General features: G+C 39.7%; 10 protein-coding genes. 9 read left to right on the forward strand and 1 reads right to left on the reverse strand.

What is annotated here, in order from left to right; translation table 11 throughout:
• Positions 1–169 precede the first annotated feature (169 nt).
• Both ABID47_RS23810 and galU read left to right on the forward strand, forming a co-directional pair.
• On the forward strand, positions 170–2,683 hold the full coding sequence (locus ABID47_RS23810; RefSeq protein WP_354500373.1) for a U32 family peptidase: 2,514 nt from the start codon (positions 170–172) through the stop codon (positions 2,681–2,683).
• Between the two features lie 175 nt (positions 2,684–2,858).
• Positions 2,859–3,743 (forward strand): UTP--glucose-1-phosphate uridylyltransferase GalU, encoded by an 885-nt coding sequence (gene galU / locus ABID47_RS23815; RefSeq protein WP_354500375.1) that lies wholly within the window; start codon positions 2,859–2,861, stop codon positions 3,741–3,743.
• Positions 3,744–3,801: 58 nt separating this feature from the next.
• On the opposite strand, the gene ABID47_RS23820 is transcribed toward galU, so the two are convergent.
• Complete coding sequence (locus tag ABID47_RS23820; protein ID WP_354500377.1) at positions 3,802–6,261, reverse strand: O-antigen ligase family protein; 2,460 nt, start codon at positions 6,259–6,261, stop codon at positions 3,802–3,804.
• Between the two features lie 133 nt (positions 6,262–6,394).
• Between ABID47_RS23820 and ABID47_RS23825 the strand changes: the two genes are divergently transcribed.
• From ABID47_RS23825 to ABID47_RS23855, 7 genes are all read left to right on the forward strand, one after another.
• Positions 6,395–7,171 carry an ABC transporter permease gene (locus ABID47_RS23825; protein ID WP_354500379.1) on the forward strand — a complete coding sequence of 259 codons (777 nt, stop codon included), beginning with the start codon at positions 6,395–6,397 and terminating at the stop codon, positions 7,169–7,171.
• Positions 7,172–7,214: 43 nt separating this feature from the next.
• The gene (locus tag ABID47_RS23830; RefSeq protein WP_354500381.1) at positions 7,215–7,943 is read left to right on the forward strand and encodes an ABC transporter ATP-binding protein; all 729 of its coding nucleotides are present in this window, start codon (positions 7,215–7,217) and stop codon (positions 7,941–7,943) included.
• Positions 7,944–7,962: 19 nt separating this feature from the next.
• The gene (locus tag ABID47_RS23835) at positions 7,963–10,173 is read left to right on the forward strand and encodes a bifunctional glycosyltransferase/CDP-glycerol:glycerophosphate glycerophosphotransferase (RefSeq protein WP_354500383.1); all 2,211 of its coding nucleotides are present in this window, start codon (positions 7,963–7,965) and stop codon (positions 10,171–10,173) included.
• Positions 10,163–11,005 (forward strand): glycosyltransferase, encoded by an 843-nt coding sequence (locus ABID47_RS23840; RefSeq protein ID WP_354500385.1) that lies wholly within the window; start codon positions 10,163–10,165, stop codon positions 11,003–11,005. Before ABID47_RS23835 ends, ABID47_RS23840 begins: the two co-directional genes overlap by 11 nt.
• 5 nt (positions 11,006–11,010) lie before the next feature.
• Entirely contained in the window at positions 11,011–13,674 is a 2,664-nt protein-coding gene (locus ABID47_RS23845) for a bifunctional glycosyltransferase/CDP-glycerol:glycerophosphate glycerophosphotransferase (RefSeq protein ID WP_354500387.1), read from the forward strand.
• A gap of 245 nt (positions 13,675–13,919) precedes the next feature.
• The gene (locus ABID47_RS23850; protein ID WP_354500389.1) at positions 13,920–15,008 is read left to right on the forward strand and encodes an acyltransferase; all 1,089 of its coding nucleotides are present in this window, start codon (positions 13,920–13,922) and stop codon (positions 15,006–15,008) included.
• 41 nt (positions 15,009–15,049) lie between these two features.
• Entirely contained in the window at positions 15,050–15,793 is a 744-nt protein-coding gene (locus ABID47_RS23855) for a sugar phosphate nucleotidyltransferase (protein ID WP_354500391.1), read from the forward strand.
• Positions 15,794–15,804 lie beyond the last annotated feature (11 nt).

Below are 15,804 nucleotides of genomic sequence, written 5' to 3' on the forward strand. Positions count from 1 at the left end.
CTTCCTATGGGAATCGAGATAATTCGTGGGGATAGTAGAAGGATCGGAAGATGTCTGGTACACTAGATAAGTTAAAGCAGAAGTTGTGCTGGTGATTCTTTTCGTTAGTCAGCAATGAGTACGAGAATTCTAGAATTTGAACCGGCAGGACCGGTTTGGGAGGATATAGATGAACAAACAGGCATTAAGAAGGGAAGACGTGGAGCTTCTTGCGCCGGCTGGCGACTGGGACTGCATGCGTGCGGCGGTAGCCAACGGAGCGGATGCGATCTTTTTCGGCGTGGAAAAGTTTAACGCCCGTGCCCGGGCGAACAACTTCCGGATGGCGGAGCTGCCGGAGATCATGTCGTTTCTTCACAGCTATGGCGTGAAGGGCTTTTTGACGTTTAACATTTTGGTGTTTGAAAACGAGCTGGAGGATGCCAAAGAACTGATCGACGCCTGCATCGATGCGGGCGTGGATGCTGTGATTGTGCAGGATTTGGGGCTGGTGAAGCTGATCCGGGAAATTTCCCCGGACTTCCCGATTCACGGCTCGACCCAGATGACGATCACTTCACCGGAAGCGGTGGAATTCACCAAGCCGTGGGGTATGGAGCGTGTCGTGCTGGGGCGCGAAAACAACCTGAAGCAGATTCAAAAAATCGGGGAACAGGCGAAGCTTCCGATGGAAGTGTTCGTTCATGGCGCTCTGTGCGTCTCTTATTCCGGTCAGTGCCTGACGTCGGAAATGTGGGGCGGCCGCTCGGCCAACCGCGGCGAATGCGCGCAAGCCTGCCGCCTGCCGTATGACCTGATCGTGGACGGCGAGCAGAAGCCGATGGGCGACGTAGCCTATCTGCTGTCGCCAAAAGACTTGGCGGCCATCGATTTGATGCCGGAGCTGATCGAGGCGGGCGTCACTTCCTTTAAAATCGAAGGGCGCCTGAAGAGCCCCGAGTACGTGGCCAATGTGGTTAGCAAGTACCGCAAGGCGATCGACCGTTACTTTGACGGCGACAATACGCCGCCGAGCGAAGAGGAAATGCGCGAGCTGCAGCAGAGCTTTTCGCGCGGCTTTACGCACGGATTCCTCGAAGGCACGAACAACAAACAGCTGGTCGACGGCACGTTCCCGAAAAGCCGCGGCGTGTATGTCGGCAGGGTCGAAAAGATCCTGCGCGACGGCGTCGTCTGCAAGATCGAAGCGCCGCTGAAGCGCGGGGACGGCATCGTGTTCGACGCCGGCGACCCGACGAAGCAGGAAGAGGGCGGACGGATTTACGACCTGCGCCGCAAAGGCGTCAAGATTGACGGGGAAGCCGGCGAAGGCTGGATCGTGGACATCGTTCCGGGCCGGAGCGACGTAGACCTTCGGAAGCTGCATGTCGGTGACCGTATCTGGAAAACGAACGATCCGGCGCTCGACAAGCGCCTGCGCCAAACGTTCGAGACGGAGAAGCCGTACCGGGTGTTCCCGGTGCATGTGAAAGCCGTGGGCCATGCCGGCGGTCTCCTGACAACCGTCTGGACCGACGTGCAGAAGGGCACGACGGTGCAGGTCGACTCGGAGATGGAGCTGGAAATCGCCAAGAAGCGGCCGATGGATTACGCTCTGCTTGAGGAGCAGTTCGGCCGCCTGGGCGGCACCGTCTACCAGCTCGAGAAGCTGGACGTCGACCTGCAGGGCGACGTCATCGTGCCGATGCGCGAGCTGAACAATATCCGCCGCCGTGCGGTGGAACTGCTCGCAGGCGAGCGCCCGAAGCCGCCCGTGTACGTGAAACGGGCGGCGACCGTGTACGGCGATGCCGCGCACAGCGCATCGCCGGTGGCCCGCGGTGAGGCGAAGCTCACCGCGCTGTGCCGCAGCCTCCCGCAGGTGGAGGCTGCGCTCGAAGCCGGCGTAGAGATGATATACGCCGACTTCGAGTTCATCAAGCAGTTCCCGGCAGCGGTGGAAGCCGTTCATGCCGCCGGCAAGCGGATCGCGCTGGCGACGCCGCGCATCCATATGCCGAACGAGAACGGCTACCACAAAAACATTCTGCGCCTCAAGCCGGACGCCGTGCTTGTGCGCAACACCGGGGCGCTGTACTTCTACCTGCGCCACCGGATGGAAAACCCGGATGCCGATCATCCGCAGCTGATTGGCGATTTCTCGCTGAACATCGCCAACCACAAAGCGGTGGATCTGTTCCTCGAAGCCGGCTGTGACCTGGTCACGCCGTCTTACGACCTGAACATCCAGCAGATGGTCGATCTGCTGGAGCGCTCCAAGACGTCGCAGATGGAGATCGTCATCCACCAGCATCTGCCGATGTTCCATACGGAGCACTGCGTGTACTGTACCTTCCTGAGCGAAGGCACCGACTTCACGAACTGCGGCCGTCCGTGCGAATCGCACCGGGCGTCCCTGCAGGACCGCATCGGCATGTCCCATCCGGTCCGCGTGGACGAGGGCTGCCGCAACACGGTCTACAACGTCATCGAGCAGTCCGGTGCCGAGTACCTGACGAACTTCATGGATCTCGGCGTCTCGAGCTACCGCGTCGAGTTCCTGGAGGAAACGCCTGAACAGGTGCACGAGGTCATTGACCTGTACAACCGCGCCCTGCGCGGTGAAATCAGCGGCACGCAGGTGTGGAAGACACTGAAGGCGACCAACCAGCTTGGCGTAACTCGTGGACAGCTGGTGAAATAAGAAGCTATCTGATGGCTTATCCTCATCACAAAGTTTAGAGAGACAGGATACCTATATTATCCTGTCTTTCTTTTACCACAAAATAAATTAACATTTGACCGAGCATGTCCAGCGACAATATTTTCCGTTATAATGAATATTAATCACATTAAAAGAACGGAGTTAGGATATAGTAATGAAAATTCGCAAAGCCATTATTCCAGCTGCTGGACTAGGGACAAGGTTTCTTCCGGCAACCAAAGCTATGCCTAAAGAGATGCTGCCCATCGTTGACAAGCCGACGATTCAATACATTATCGAGGAGGCCGTTGCCTCGGGAATTGAGGATATTATCATTGTAACTGGCAAAGGAAAACGTGCGATTGAAGACCACTTTGATTACTCTTTTGAACTGGAACATAACCTTAAAGAAAAGAAGAAATGGGAACTTCTAAACGAAGTTCGTAAATCTTCGGAAATGGCGGACATCCATTACATAAGGCAAAAGGAACCAAAAGGCCTGGGACACGCGATATGGTGTGCTCGTAAGTTTATTGGTGATGAGCCGTTTGCGGTGCTTCTAGGTGATGACATCGTTGAGGCAGACGTTCCTTGCCTGAAACAGATGATCGATATTTATGAGCACTATGAAACTTCTATCGTTGGGGTACAACCTGTTGAGTGGGATGAAGTATCTAGATACGGAATTGTGGCTGCTGCGAAGATGACTGATAGGGTTTATCGGGCTAATGCTCTCATTGAAAAGCCTAAGCCTGCTGATTCGCCTTCTAATTTAGCAATCATGGGAAGGTACATATTAACTCCGGGTATCTTCCAACTGCTTGAAGAGCAGACTGAAGGGATTAATGGGGAGATTCAATTAACGGATGCACTTGCCCAATTAGGCAAAAATGAACAAATTCTTGCATATCATTTTGATGGCCTTCGCCATGATGTTGGCGAGAAATTGGGTTTTATCCGGACTACGATTCATTATGCGCTCCAAAATGAAGAACTGAGGAATGAGTTATTGGAATACATGTATGAAGTTATGGAGTTCGAAAGTAAACACTCAATATAATTAAAATATTTATATAAAAAAGGAGCTCACACTTCATGAGCTCCTTCTTCATGTTCACTTAAAAATTTAACTTCAACAAATTCTCAATCTGTTCCTTGGCAGTAGGGTCTACTTTGATCAGCTGATCCAAAACGGCCTGGTCATTGGAGCCCTGTTTCTGCATAGCAGCTACGTACCAATGGGCGATTTCTCTATTTGTGGAATCGCTAAGGTCCTTTTTTAGCCCCTTCTTGAGAGTATCCGCCGCTTTATCCAGTTGGTTTGTCATAAAGTACATTTTTCCAGCATCCAGTATCATCATCGGCGAGTTAGAGAACGGTCGACCAGTCAGCTGTTCTTTCGGTATGGTCGCTAGATGCTTAAGGCCGGCTTGTACCCTTTCAAATGCAGCGATTCCTTCTTTGAAGTACTTATCTTTTGATCCAGTATCCCCTTGACCCAATGCAGCATAACCTAACTCAAAGCCCTGAGTAATTAATCTTTCATACCACTCAATATCCCAGTTGAATTTAGGCGCATTGGCAACTAAGGTGTCGTACGCTTTGTCCTGCTCATTTTTTAACTGGTAGTTGGTAATGAGAGCATTGATTATATCTTTGTTGTAAGACTCCTTTTTTAAAGCACTGGTTAGTAGAACATAATCAGCATTATAAAAGGATTCATTTTGAGTTTGTTTGAATACTGATTGATAAAGGGAAGACATCAATAGGACAGAGTCGGGATGACTGCTTCGGATACCCAAATCTTTATCCAACGGAGCCTTAATCTCCTCAAAAGACGTACTTGTTTGTACGATCTTTTTGGCCTCCAACCCGGCGTCAGCCGCTTGTACAAACCGGATCGATGTGATAAGGACTACAATACTGCCAATCCCCACCACAAGGCTGTAGATCCATCCTGCACCTTCCGTTTTCCAGGAGAACTTGCGCAATGGTTGGCTGTCCATTCCAGCGGCCATTCCACCGAGTCCCACGAACACCAGGATACCAATAAAAACATAACTCATATTAAAGTCCAAAATACTGTGAAGTAGAATGGATAGGGCTAGGATGAGATAAAGGAAATAAGATTCCTTACCTTCTTCGTCTGCTTTGATATAACCACGGATGTATTTATAAAAAATAAAGATGACGAAAGCCATAAAGATCACAAACCCGACAATCCCGACTTCCAATAGATACTGCACAAAGAAGTTATGCGCCTGTCGGCTGGTATAAGGGTTGTTCTGGTACTTCTCATACAGAGCAGCCCAGGCACCGCCCCCTGCTCCCAGAACGGGATAGTCCTTAACGACCTTCATGCCGTCTTCATAGAAGGTGATCCGCTCGAGCACACTGTGCTGCTTAAAGTTAATGTTCTCTAACCGTGTGCTGACGTTTTGCGGGAGAATATCACGTACACTGGTTCCAATCAGCAGGAAAGCCACAACACCTGCAACAACGATTGCTCCCACCGGGATCCACAGGTTGGCGAGCTTTTTAGCGAAAGTTTTGGCAAGTCCTTGTTCCATTTTGGGAGCGATGAACTTTTGAATAACCCAGCCAAGTGCCGCAACGATTAAAGAAGCAATCAGTAGGAAAGCCCAAGCCTTAGCTGCTGCACCCGCCTCAAACTTTTGATTTAATTGCAGTCCAAGATCGGTGACTTCTTTGGAGATCCCTAGTGAGACCACGCCCGCAATCGCGCAGTAGATCACCCACAGAATTTGCTTGGCTGGCTTCAGGAAGAGAAGCAGTAGAACAAATACTACTGGGAGCATGACCAACCCCCCGCGCGACAGGGTGAGCAGGATGGATACGATAATAGGAACGAGCATTAAGGCATGGATCGCCTGGCCGTACCATTTTTTAGAACGGATCAAGCAAAACACGGCTGCAAATAAAAAAGCCATTAGAAACGCTGCGTAGGTGTTGGCATACTGGAACACAGAGGTTAGGCGCAAACCGTTCGAGTCTGTCATGACCGCATCGGTGTATTTACCGTTCATTACGCCAAACGAGAACCATGCAACCAGCGCCCCGGCAAATTTCCCCTGACCAAACCAGTTGAGGAAACCAAATCCGACGATGATGTAAGCCACTGTCATAATGGCGGTCTGAATAATCTGGTTAGTCCGTTGATCTTGGAGCAGGTAGAGACTGACGATAAAGATGATGGCATACAAGCATTCCACAAGAACCATGTTCATCGCCAAATAATGCGATGCAGCTCCAAAATACGACAATAGATATGTAATAGGTAACAATAGCACTGCTAATGGCAGCCAGTCTCGCTGATCGGCCAATTGGAAGCTCTTGTAATAGTTAACAATCCATAAGAGCAGCAGTATGCTTGATAGAGCTACGCCCCAAAACAAAGGCTTTTCAAACTCTAGCATCTGACCATTGAATAACGCGACTTGGAACGGAGTCCAAACTAAAAACGCGATAAAGGCAACAATTAACAACCAAAACTGGACAGGCTTTTTCTCGACACTGCTCGACCTTTTAGCCTGCTTACCGTATACTGGATTAGACAAAGTTTCCATTCTCCTTTTTGTGAGTTCGACAATATTTTAGCACATTGTAACTATGATGGACTAGAATGAGATGCTCGTAATTGGCTAACTAGGATGTAATAATGGATTAATAAGGAGATTGTAAGAAGAAAATATGAGAAACCATGTTCTGAATTTTATAAAGTATAAGGATTTATTTATCGAGCTTGTTAAAAAGGATATAAAACTAAAATATAAAAACTCTTATTTAGGAATTTTATGGAGCTTGATAAACCCGCTGATGATGATGGTGGTACTTACCATTGTCTTCTCGGCAATATTTAGAAATCATATCGAGAATTTTCCTGTGTATGTCTTAACAGGACGCTTGATTTATTCCTTTTTTTCTGAAGCAACAAATTTCTCGATGGATTCCATTAATGCCAATAGCCAGTTGATTAAAAAGGTATATGTACCTAAATATTTCTTTCCGCTTTCTAGGGTATGCTCCTCCTTTATAACAACTCTAATTGCGATGTTGCCTATTTTTGTGATCATGCTTGTTACAAATATGAAATTCCATGCAACTATATTATTAATATGGGTTCCTTTGTTAATATTATTGTTTTTATCTATGGGTGCGGGACTAATATTAGCGACTATAACCGTATTTTTTAAAGACATGAAGCATCTATATTCAATTGTCCTTACTGTCGTTATGTATATGACGCCAATTTTCTATCCCGCAAATATTATCCCGGAGAAATATCACTTTTTGATCAGGCTGAATCCCTTGTACTCTGTATTAAATATGTTCCGGGATAATTTAATGTATGGTAAGTTGCCGACGTTAACGGACTTGTTATTGTCTATCATATACGCAGTCCTATTTATATTTATCGGATTCTACATGTTCTATAAAAAACAAGACAAATTTATTTTCCACTTGTAGTGTGTGAAGTCCAAACGTTGTCTTCTGTGAAATGAGGGATTAGATGCTAGCCATCGATGTACAAAATGTCACCATGAAATACAAATTAGCCAGTGAGAAAGTTGACTCATTGAAATATTACTTTATAAAACGCTTGAAAAAACAACTGACATATAAGGACTTCTATGCTTTGCAGAATGTTGGGTTCGAGGTTGAAAGAGGAGAAGTCTTTGGAGTTATCGGTTTAAATGGTGCAGGTAAAAGTACGCTATTGAAAGTGATATCGGGAATTTTGAAACCGACCGAAGGTAAAGTTGTCAAGAATGGCTCAGTTGCACCGTTGATTGAGCTTGGGGCCGGTTTTAATGGGGATTTAACTGGTATGGAGAACATATATCTTAATGGGCTTATTTTAGGATATTCCAAAAAAATGATTGAAAGTAAATTAGATGAGATTATAGAGTTTTCTGAACTCAGGGATTTTATGCACACCCCATTAAAAAATTACTCGTCGGGGATGAAATCAAGGCTCGGTTTTTCTATCGCAACAGCTGTTAAACCGGATATTCTGATAGTTGACGAAGTGTTGTCTGTCGGAGATATCCGTTTTAAGGACAAATCAGAGAAGAAAATAAAAAACATGATTGAAGCAGGAACGACAGTACTTTTCGTTTCGCATTCCTTAGGTCAAGTTGAGAATTTATGCAGCAAGGTATTGTGGCTTGAACATGGAAAAGTTCGCGATATAGGGAATGCAAAGGAAATTTGCAAGAAATTTAAAGAACAACAGTAAATAAGGGTGAAAGTGAGAATTGGAGTATAAAATATCTGTTATCGTACCTGTCTATAATGTGGAGAGTTATATTTCTGATTGTTTGGATTCAATAATAAATCAGACATTAGGGATAGATCAAATTGAAGTTATAATTGTTGATGATGGTTCTACAGATCGGAGTATCGAGATAGCTGAAAGTTATACTGAGAAGCATCACTCCGTTCGGATTATCCATTCAAATGAGAATGGCGGTCCTGGCAGGGCAAGAAACATAGGACTACAGTATGTAACGTCAAATTACTTTGCTTTTTTGGATGCGGATGATTTTATTTCTCCCAATACGTTCGAACATACACTGAGGTTATTCTCAAAGTTTGATTGTGACCTCGTTATTTATGAGTACGAGTATTATAGCAAAAAGGGTGTCACATATGAGAGAAACCCGTCAGGTAAACTTTTTGAAAAAAATCAATTAGTAACCAACATTACTGAAGTGCCAGAGATTATTTTCGCCATGTCTATGTGCAATAAGATACTTTCAAGCAAATTCAAGAGGTTGATTCATTTTCCAAGCAGCAGATTTGAGGATATTGTTGTTTCGGCAAAGACGACATTTAATGCAGAACGGATCTATATAACGAACGAATGTAAGTATTACTATAGAAAACGAGAAAGCCAGGATGATAAATCTAGAACGGACGCTTATCTGGAACAAAAAGCAAATTACTTCGATCACTTTGAAGTAAATCAATCCATGAGCAAACTGTCAATAGACTATCCGGAATTTAAAGAGTTATTAGATTGGTTTAATGCAAGGTCAATGGTGCCGTTTATTTATAATATGTTCAAAAAGCGGTTTTTTAGTAAGCAGGAGAAAAAGCGTCTCTTTAGCCTCGCCCATCAGATCCTTAAGGGAGTTTCCCCAGAAGCAATAAATAGGATTGATAATGTGATATCGAGATCTGTCTTAAGAAAAACTCAAGCTGGAAAAATGAATTGGTTTTTATTTAAAATTCAATTCGATAAATTGGTCTATCAGCAAAAAAGTCTTTATAAAAAAATCAGGAAAATTCACAAGGTAATTTCGTTTATTCCAGCTATATTTCTTTCGTTTATTTTTAAAATTCACCCGAAGTATCGGGATGTATGGTTAATTTGCGAAAGAGGTTGTGACGCAAAGGATAATGGATTTATTTTTTTTGAATATTTGCGGATAAATCATCCTGAAATTAATGCTTTTTATTTAGTAGATAAATATTCCAAAAGTTTTGACAAGGTTAAACCACTTGGGAATGTCGTTCAATATTTGAGCTTGAAACATAAATTGCTTTTTGTATCTTCTACAAAACTAATATCTGCACATAAAGGAACTATTGAACCGTGGAACTACAAAATTTTTAGACAATACTTTGGTTTTTTATCGCCTAAGCAAAAATATATATTTTTGCAACACGGCATTACAAAAGATGATGTATCATATGCATTAGGTCGAAAAAATACATTCTTTGATTTATTTATAACTGGAGCAAAACCTGAATTCGAGTACATCAAGGAGAAGTTTGGTTACAAACCAAGTGAAGTGATTTATACCGGTTTTGCTAGATTCGATAAACTCCTTCCAAAGGACGGAAAAAAACAGATATTATTTATGCCAACATGGCGTAACGGTATCATGAATACTTCATGGAGTAACTCAGAAACTATAGATGATCTGATATTTTTAGAGTCGATTTATTACAAAAGGCTGCAATCACTTCTTCTAAATCGCTCCCTCATCGATTTACTGGAGGATAATGATTATGATCTGATTTTTTATCCTCATGATGAAACGCAACCGTATTTAAAGTATTTTTCAACCGTTAGCAATAGAGTGAAGATTGCCGATAAAGAAAGTAATGATGTTCAAACAATCTTGAGGGAATCCAAGCTCTTAATTACGGACTATTCAAGCGTTTTTTTTGATTTTGGTTTTATGGATAAGCCAACTATTTATTATCAGTTTGATAAAGATTTCTATCTGAAGAACCATTATAAGCAGGGTTATTTTAATTATGAACATGATGGATTTGGGCCGATTGTAAATGATGAACGAGATGTCATTACTTTCATTGATTATTATTTTAAGACCGGCTTTTTAGTTGAAGAAGAGTACTTGCTAAGAATAAATAGATTTTTTGAAATCAGAGATAACAAGAACTGCATAAGAATATTTGAAGCAATAAGGAAGTTGGATTTAGATGGCGGCTAATGAAAATGTCAAAGTTTTTGTTTCTATTATTATTAGGACAATAAATAGACCATCAATGCTTCACCAAGCACTTGTTAGTCTTAACAGTCAAAGTTTTAAGTTGTTTGAAGTCATTATTATTGAGGATGGCCCACCTCAAACTTATAATATGGATGATTTTTCAGATTTGCTTATCCGCTATTATGCTACTGGGAAGAAGGTCGGCAGAACTAAAGCTGGGAATATTGGCTTGCAGCAGGCAAGAGGTAAATATGTAAACTTTCTCGACGATGACGATACTTTTTTGCCCTCTCACATCGAGGTGCTTTTCCGTTTTTTGGAGAATAACTCCAATGCTGATGCAGTACATGCTCCTGCGATTGAAAGAAAGATTCAGTATTTTTCAGAAGATATTTCTCGATATGCTGTTATAGAAGAAAATATTGTTTATGATGAGCCTTTTGATCATGAAATCATTTTTTATAGAAATATGTTTCCTATACAAGCTGTAATGTTCAAGAGAGAACTGTTCGAGAAATATGGGGGAATGGATGAATCGCTTGACCTGTTGGAAGATTGGGATTTGTGGATTCAATATGGGAAAAAGGCTAATTTTGAATATATTCATCAAGTGACCTCCATTTATCATATTCCTGGCGTCTTGAAGAAGAAAAGAACAAGAAGGACAAAACTCAAGAAATACGAGAAAATTATATTAAACAAACATGAATCTTATATGAAAGAACATAACTTTAAACGACCTAGTTTTATAATAAGATGTTTACAATTTTGCAGAAAATATGGTATGAATCAAACAATTAAAAGAATTTTAAATCAAATAAAAAAGAGTTGATAATAATGCTCCAAGAGAGAGATGCAGTATATGATTACTTATTTTCAATTATAATGCCAATTTATAATGTTGAGAAATACTTAGAAGAAGCTATTGAAAGTGTTATATATCAAAGTATTGGTTTTGAAGATCACGTACAGTTGATTCTTATAAATGATGGAAGTACAGATTCTTCTGAGGAGATTTGTTTACGATACAAAAATAAATATCTCAATAATATAGTTTATATATATAAAGAAAATGAAGGAGTCAGCAGTACAAGGAATGAAGGCCTAAAGGAAGTTAGAGGTAAATATGTGGGCTTTCTGGATGCTGACGACATGTTTTCTACCGATGCTTTATTATGTGTTGTTGATTTTTTTGAAGAAAACTTTAAATATATTGATCTTGTATCAATTCCTCTGTATTTTTTTGATGCAATAAATAAACCCCATCATTTGAATTATAAGTATAAAAATACAAGAATTGTTAACATCTTGAAAGAATATAAATCTATTCAAATGCATATAGGAGGCTCTTTCATTAAGAACCGTATTTTGAAAAATCACCGCTTCAACCCCGAAATGAAACTAACGGAAGATGCGGAACTTATTAACAAAATTATACTAGAAAAATGTTCTTATGGTGTAGTTAAAGAAGCGCAATATCTATATAGGAAGAGACAGAATAACTCTTCAGCAATACGAGATGGTTTTAATAAAAAAGAATGGTACACAAAGTATCTAAATACTTTCTCTAGATCTACTATTAAATATGCAAATGACAAAATGGGTTTTCTTCCTAAATATATCCAGTACATGGTTATGTATGATTTGCAGTGGCGATTTAATCTAGAAAAAATACCTGAAAACTTATTAACATACGAAGAAGAAAATGAATTCTTTCAAGAATTAATAAATGTGCTTCAATATATTGACGATTCCATAATAATGGAACAGACACATTTAAATTACCAAAGAAAATTATTTGTTTTACGACTTAAATATTCTGCTAATTTAAAATTATTAGAAAGAAAAATTTCTACTAAAGGTAATTTATTTCTTCATATTGGAAATGTCCTTCTTAATGAAATAAACAGGCAAAACGTTACTATAGAATTGTTTAATATAAAAAATGATACATTAATAATTGAAGGCTTTTTTGGATCAGGATTTAATAATAGTGAAATTCAAATAATTTGCCAGTTAGATGAAGACATAATAGTTGGAGAAAAAGTAGACCGTACAGTGGACAATATATACTCGCTAGGTAGGGTTATTAAAGAATACTATGGATTTAAATTTTCGATAAATCTAAATGATAATTATGGAAAAAGTATTTGTTTTTTTGCCTTAGGTGGAGAAGAAAAATATCCTTTAAGTATAAAGTTTAGAAAATATTCCAGATTGACAACAGAGAATTATTTGTCTGAATCAGGATATATTTTTCGTGCAAATAAAGATAAAATTTCAATTAAGAAAGCTTCTTTAAGAGAGAAGGTTGCAAATGAATTTAATTATTTAAAATATTTAATTAAATCAAAAGAGTTAGGATCTCGAAAAGCTGTAATTGTAAGAGTTAGTTACTATTTATTTAAATTATTATATAAGGGAAAGAAAATTTGGCTATTTATGGATAGACAAGATAAAGCAGACGATAATGCAGAACATCTATTTTTATATTCAAATAATCAAAATGATAATATAAAAAAATATTTTGTTATTAAAAAAGATTCAAAAGACTATTCAAGATTAAAGAAAATAGCAGCTATCATAGATTTTGGATCTTATAGACACAAATTTCTACATTTGGTTGCTGACAAAATAATTTCTTCTCATGCAGATGAGTGGGTCACAAATCCATTTTTTTCACTAGATAAGTATTATAAAGACTTAATTGGTGGTGAATTTATATTCCTTCAGCATGGGATTATTAAAGATGATTTATCCAGTTGGTTAAATAAATATAGAAAAAATATTAGTTTATTTATTACTTCAACTAATGCTGAATACAACTCTATAATTAACGGAACATACAATTATTCTGAGGAAAATGTAAAACTTACGGGATTGCCTAGATACGACAACTTGGAGAATAAGAATAGAAAACAAATATTAATAATCCCTACTTGGAGAAAATCAATAGTAAAACCTAAAAATCAGCAATTAGGAGAAAGACCGTACAATGAAAGTTTTAAGCAGAGTGAGTATTTTAAAAATTACAATAGGTTAATTAATGATTCTAATTTAATTGAAAAAGCAAAATCTAAAAATTACGAAATTATTTTCTTTCCGCACCCCGATATATACCAACAACTTGTAGATTTCGATCGGAATGATTATGTAAAATTTGTAGATTACAATATAAGCTATCAACAACTTTTCAATGAATCAAGCTTATTGATTACTGACTATTCTTCGGTTGCGTTTGATTTTGCCTACTTATCGAAACCAGTATTATATTTTCAGTTTGATCGTAACCACTATAATGACGGTTATTTTGATTATGAATCTATGGGTTTTGGAGAAGTTTGTAATGAATATGATGAGTTGTTGCTGTATATTAACTTTTATATTGATAATGATTGTATCATGAAACCAATGTATGCTGAACGAGTCAAGGATTTCTATGCTTTTACTGATCGAAATAATTGTCTACGAGTTTATGAAGAGATCATTAAGCTAAAATAACAAGCTTTCTATTAACTAGCCAAGCTGGCAACAACTAGCCGATGCATGTCTAGTCTAGATGATAGCAAAGTGGCCTAGCTGACGGGCAACCGGTGGAGGAACTCATAGTTTGAACCCCGAGGCATATTTGAGAATCTGAGCAACTGTATTTCCTAAGGTTGCACACGGAGCTGGCAATATCGGATGAGTGCCTAAATAAATGTGTACTGACATGTAATAACATCAAAGAAACGGTGGCTAAATTCATGGCGGTTATAAAAACTCGCGACTCTAACTTTGAATTATTAAGAATTATATCGATGTTTATGATAGTGGTTCTTCATATGGGTACATTTGGATTTCAAAAGGCTATAGATCTTAATACAGGTCTTTCAGAGTATAATCAATTTATTTACCATTTTCTACGATCGCTCTCAATTATTTCTGTTAATATTTACGTTTTGATAAGTGCATACTTCCTGTCTAAGTCAAAAGTAAAAGGCAATAAGGTTATAAGACTTTTTCTAGAAACGAGTTTTTTTTGTACTACAATGTTCATACTAAATGTACTCTTTAACAAAACAGTTTTTAATGCTCATACTTTAAAGGAAAGTCTACTTGCAGTAATTTTTAGAGAATATTGGTTTGTCACTGTTTTTCTTGTTCTTATAGTTTTATCTCCTTATATAAATAAATTAATTGATGTCTTAAGCAGAAAAGAGTACACAACATTGTTATGCATTTTTTTTGTTTTGACATCGATTTGGGGTTTCTATGAGAGTATTACAGAATTAGGTGTTAATAGAGGCTATAGTCTGATATTTTTCATTTTTTTGTATCTATTAGGAGGGTATATTAGGAGATATGATTTTATTTTCAAATCAATCCACAAAAACTTGTACTTTGTTCTGTATTTATTTATAGCCTCACTAAATAGTTTTATTGTTACGGGCACAGCGCATAATGATTCCATCGGAAGATGGTATTGGTATAATTCCCCATTAGTAGTAATCATGAGTTATATGTTGTTCCAGTATTTCAAGAGTATTAATCTTCAATCCGTAAAGATTAATTTTATTTCAAAATATGTTTTTGGTATATATCTGGTGCATGAACAGCCCATGATTAGGGATATTATTTGGAAAAAAAGTGGGATAGTTAAAGGCGTCTTGGATATTAATCAAAAACTAATAATGCCAACCATGTTATTGGTATGCGCAGCGCTCTTCGTTTTACTTTGGATTGTTTCATTTGCACTTGGAATACTTTTCAATTTTGTTTATAACAAAATTGAAAAGTGGCTGTTTGAGCCTGCTGACTTTTCAGCGGATAGCACTACGAATCAGCTAAGATAACTTTTGATACTTTAGTTAATACAAAATTGGAGCAGTCTAATATGAAAGCCATAATCCTAGCAGGCGGAACAGGTTCTCGCCTCTATCCATTAACCAAGGTAACCAACAAACACCTCCTTCCTGTAGGGAAATACCCGATGATTTTTCATGCGGCTCATAAATTATCACTTGCAGGCCTTAAAGATATTCTCGTTGTCACTGGCAAAGAGCACATGGGAGATGTGGTAAACCTTCTGGGCAGCGGCCGAGAAATGGGCCTTTCCTTTACATATAAGGTTCAGGAAGAGGCAGGGGGGATTGCTCAAGCCCTCTCTTTGGCTGAACAATTTGTTGGGAATGACCGAATGGTTGTTATTTTGGGAGATAACGTTTTTAAAGATGATATCACTCCATTCGTGAATAACTTCCGAAACCAGACCCGTGGAGCTAAGATCCTTATACAAGAGGTAGCTGATCCGCGGCGTTTTGGAGTCCCCGAACTTGAAGGAAATCGCATTATTTCTATAGAAGAGAAGCCAGAAATTCCAAAGAGTCAGTATGCGGTAACCGGTATCTACATGTATGATCATCAAGTATTCGATATCATTCGGACTTTAAAGCCCTCGGCTCGGGGCGAATTGGAGATCACTGACGTAAATAACGCATATATTAAGCGTAATGAGCTCACCTTTGACATTCTCAAAGGCTGGTGGACTGACGCAGGCACGCATTCTTCCTTGGCACGGGCTAATGAGTTGGCAAGGGAGATGAATTTTGGCGATGAATTTGGAAAGTTGAAACTTTAATACAAAAAGGA

This window comes from Paenibacillus favisporus, assembly GCF_040545415.1.
Taxonomy (GTDB): Bacteria; Bacillota; Bacilli; order Paenibacillales; family Paenibacillaceae; genus Paenibacillus_AQ; species Paenibacillus_AQ favisporus.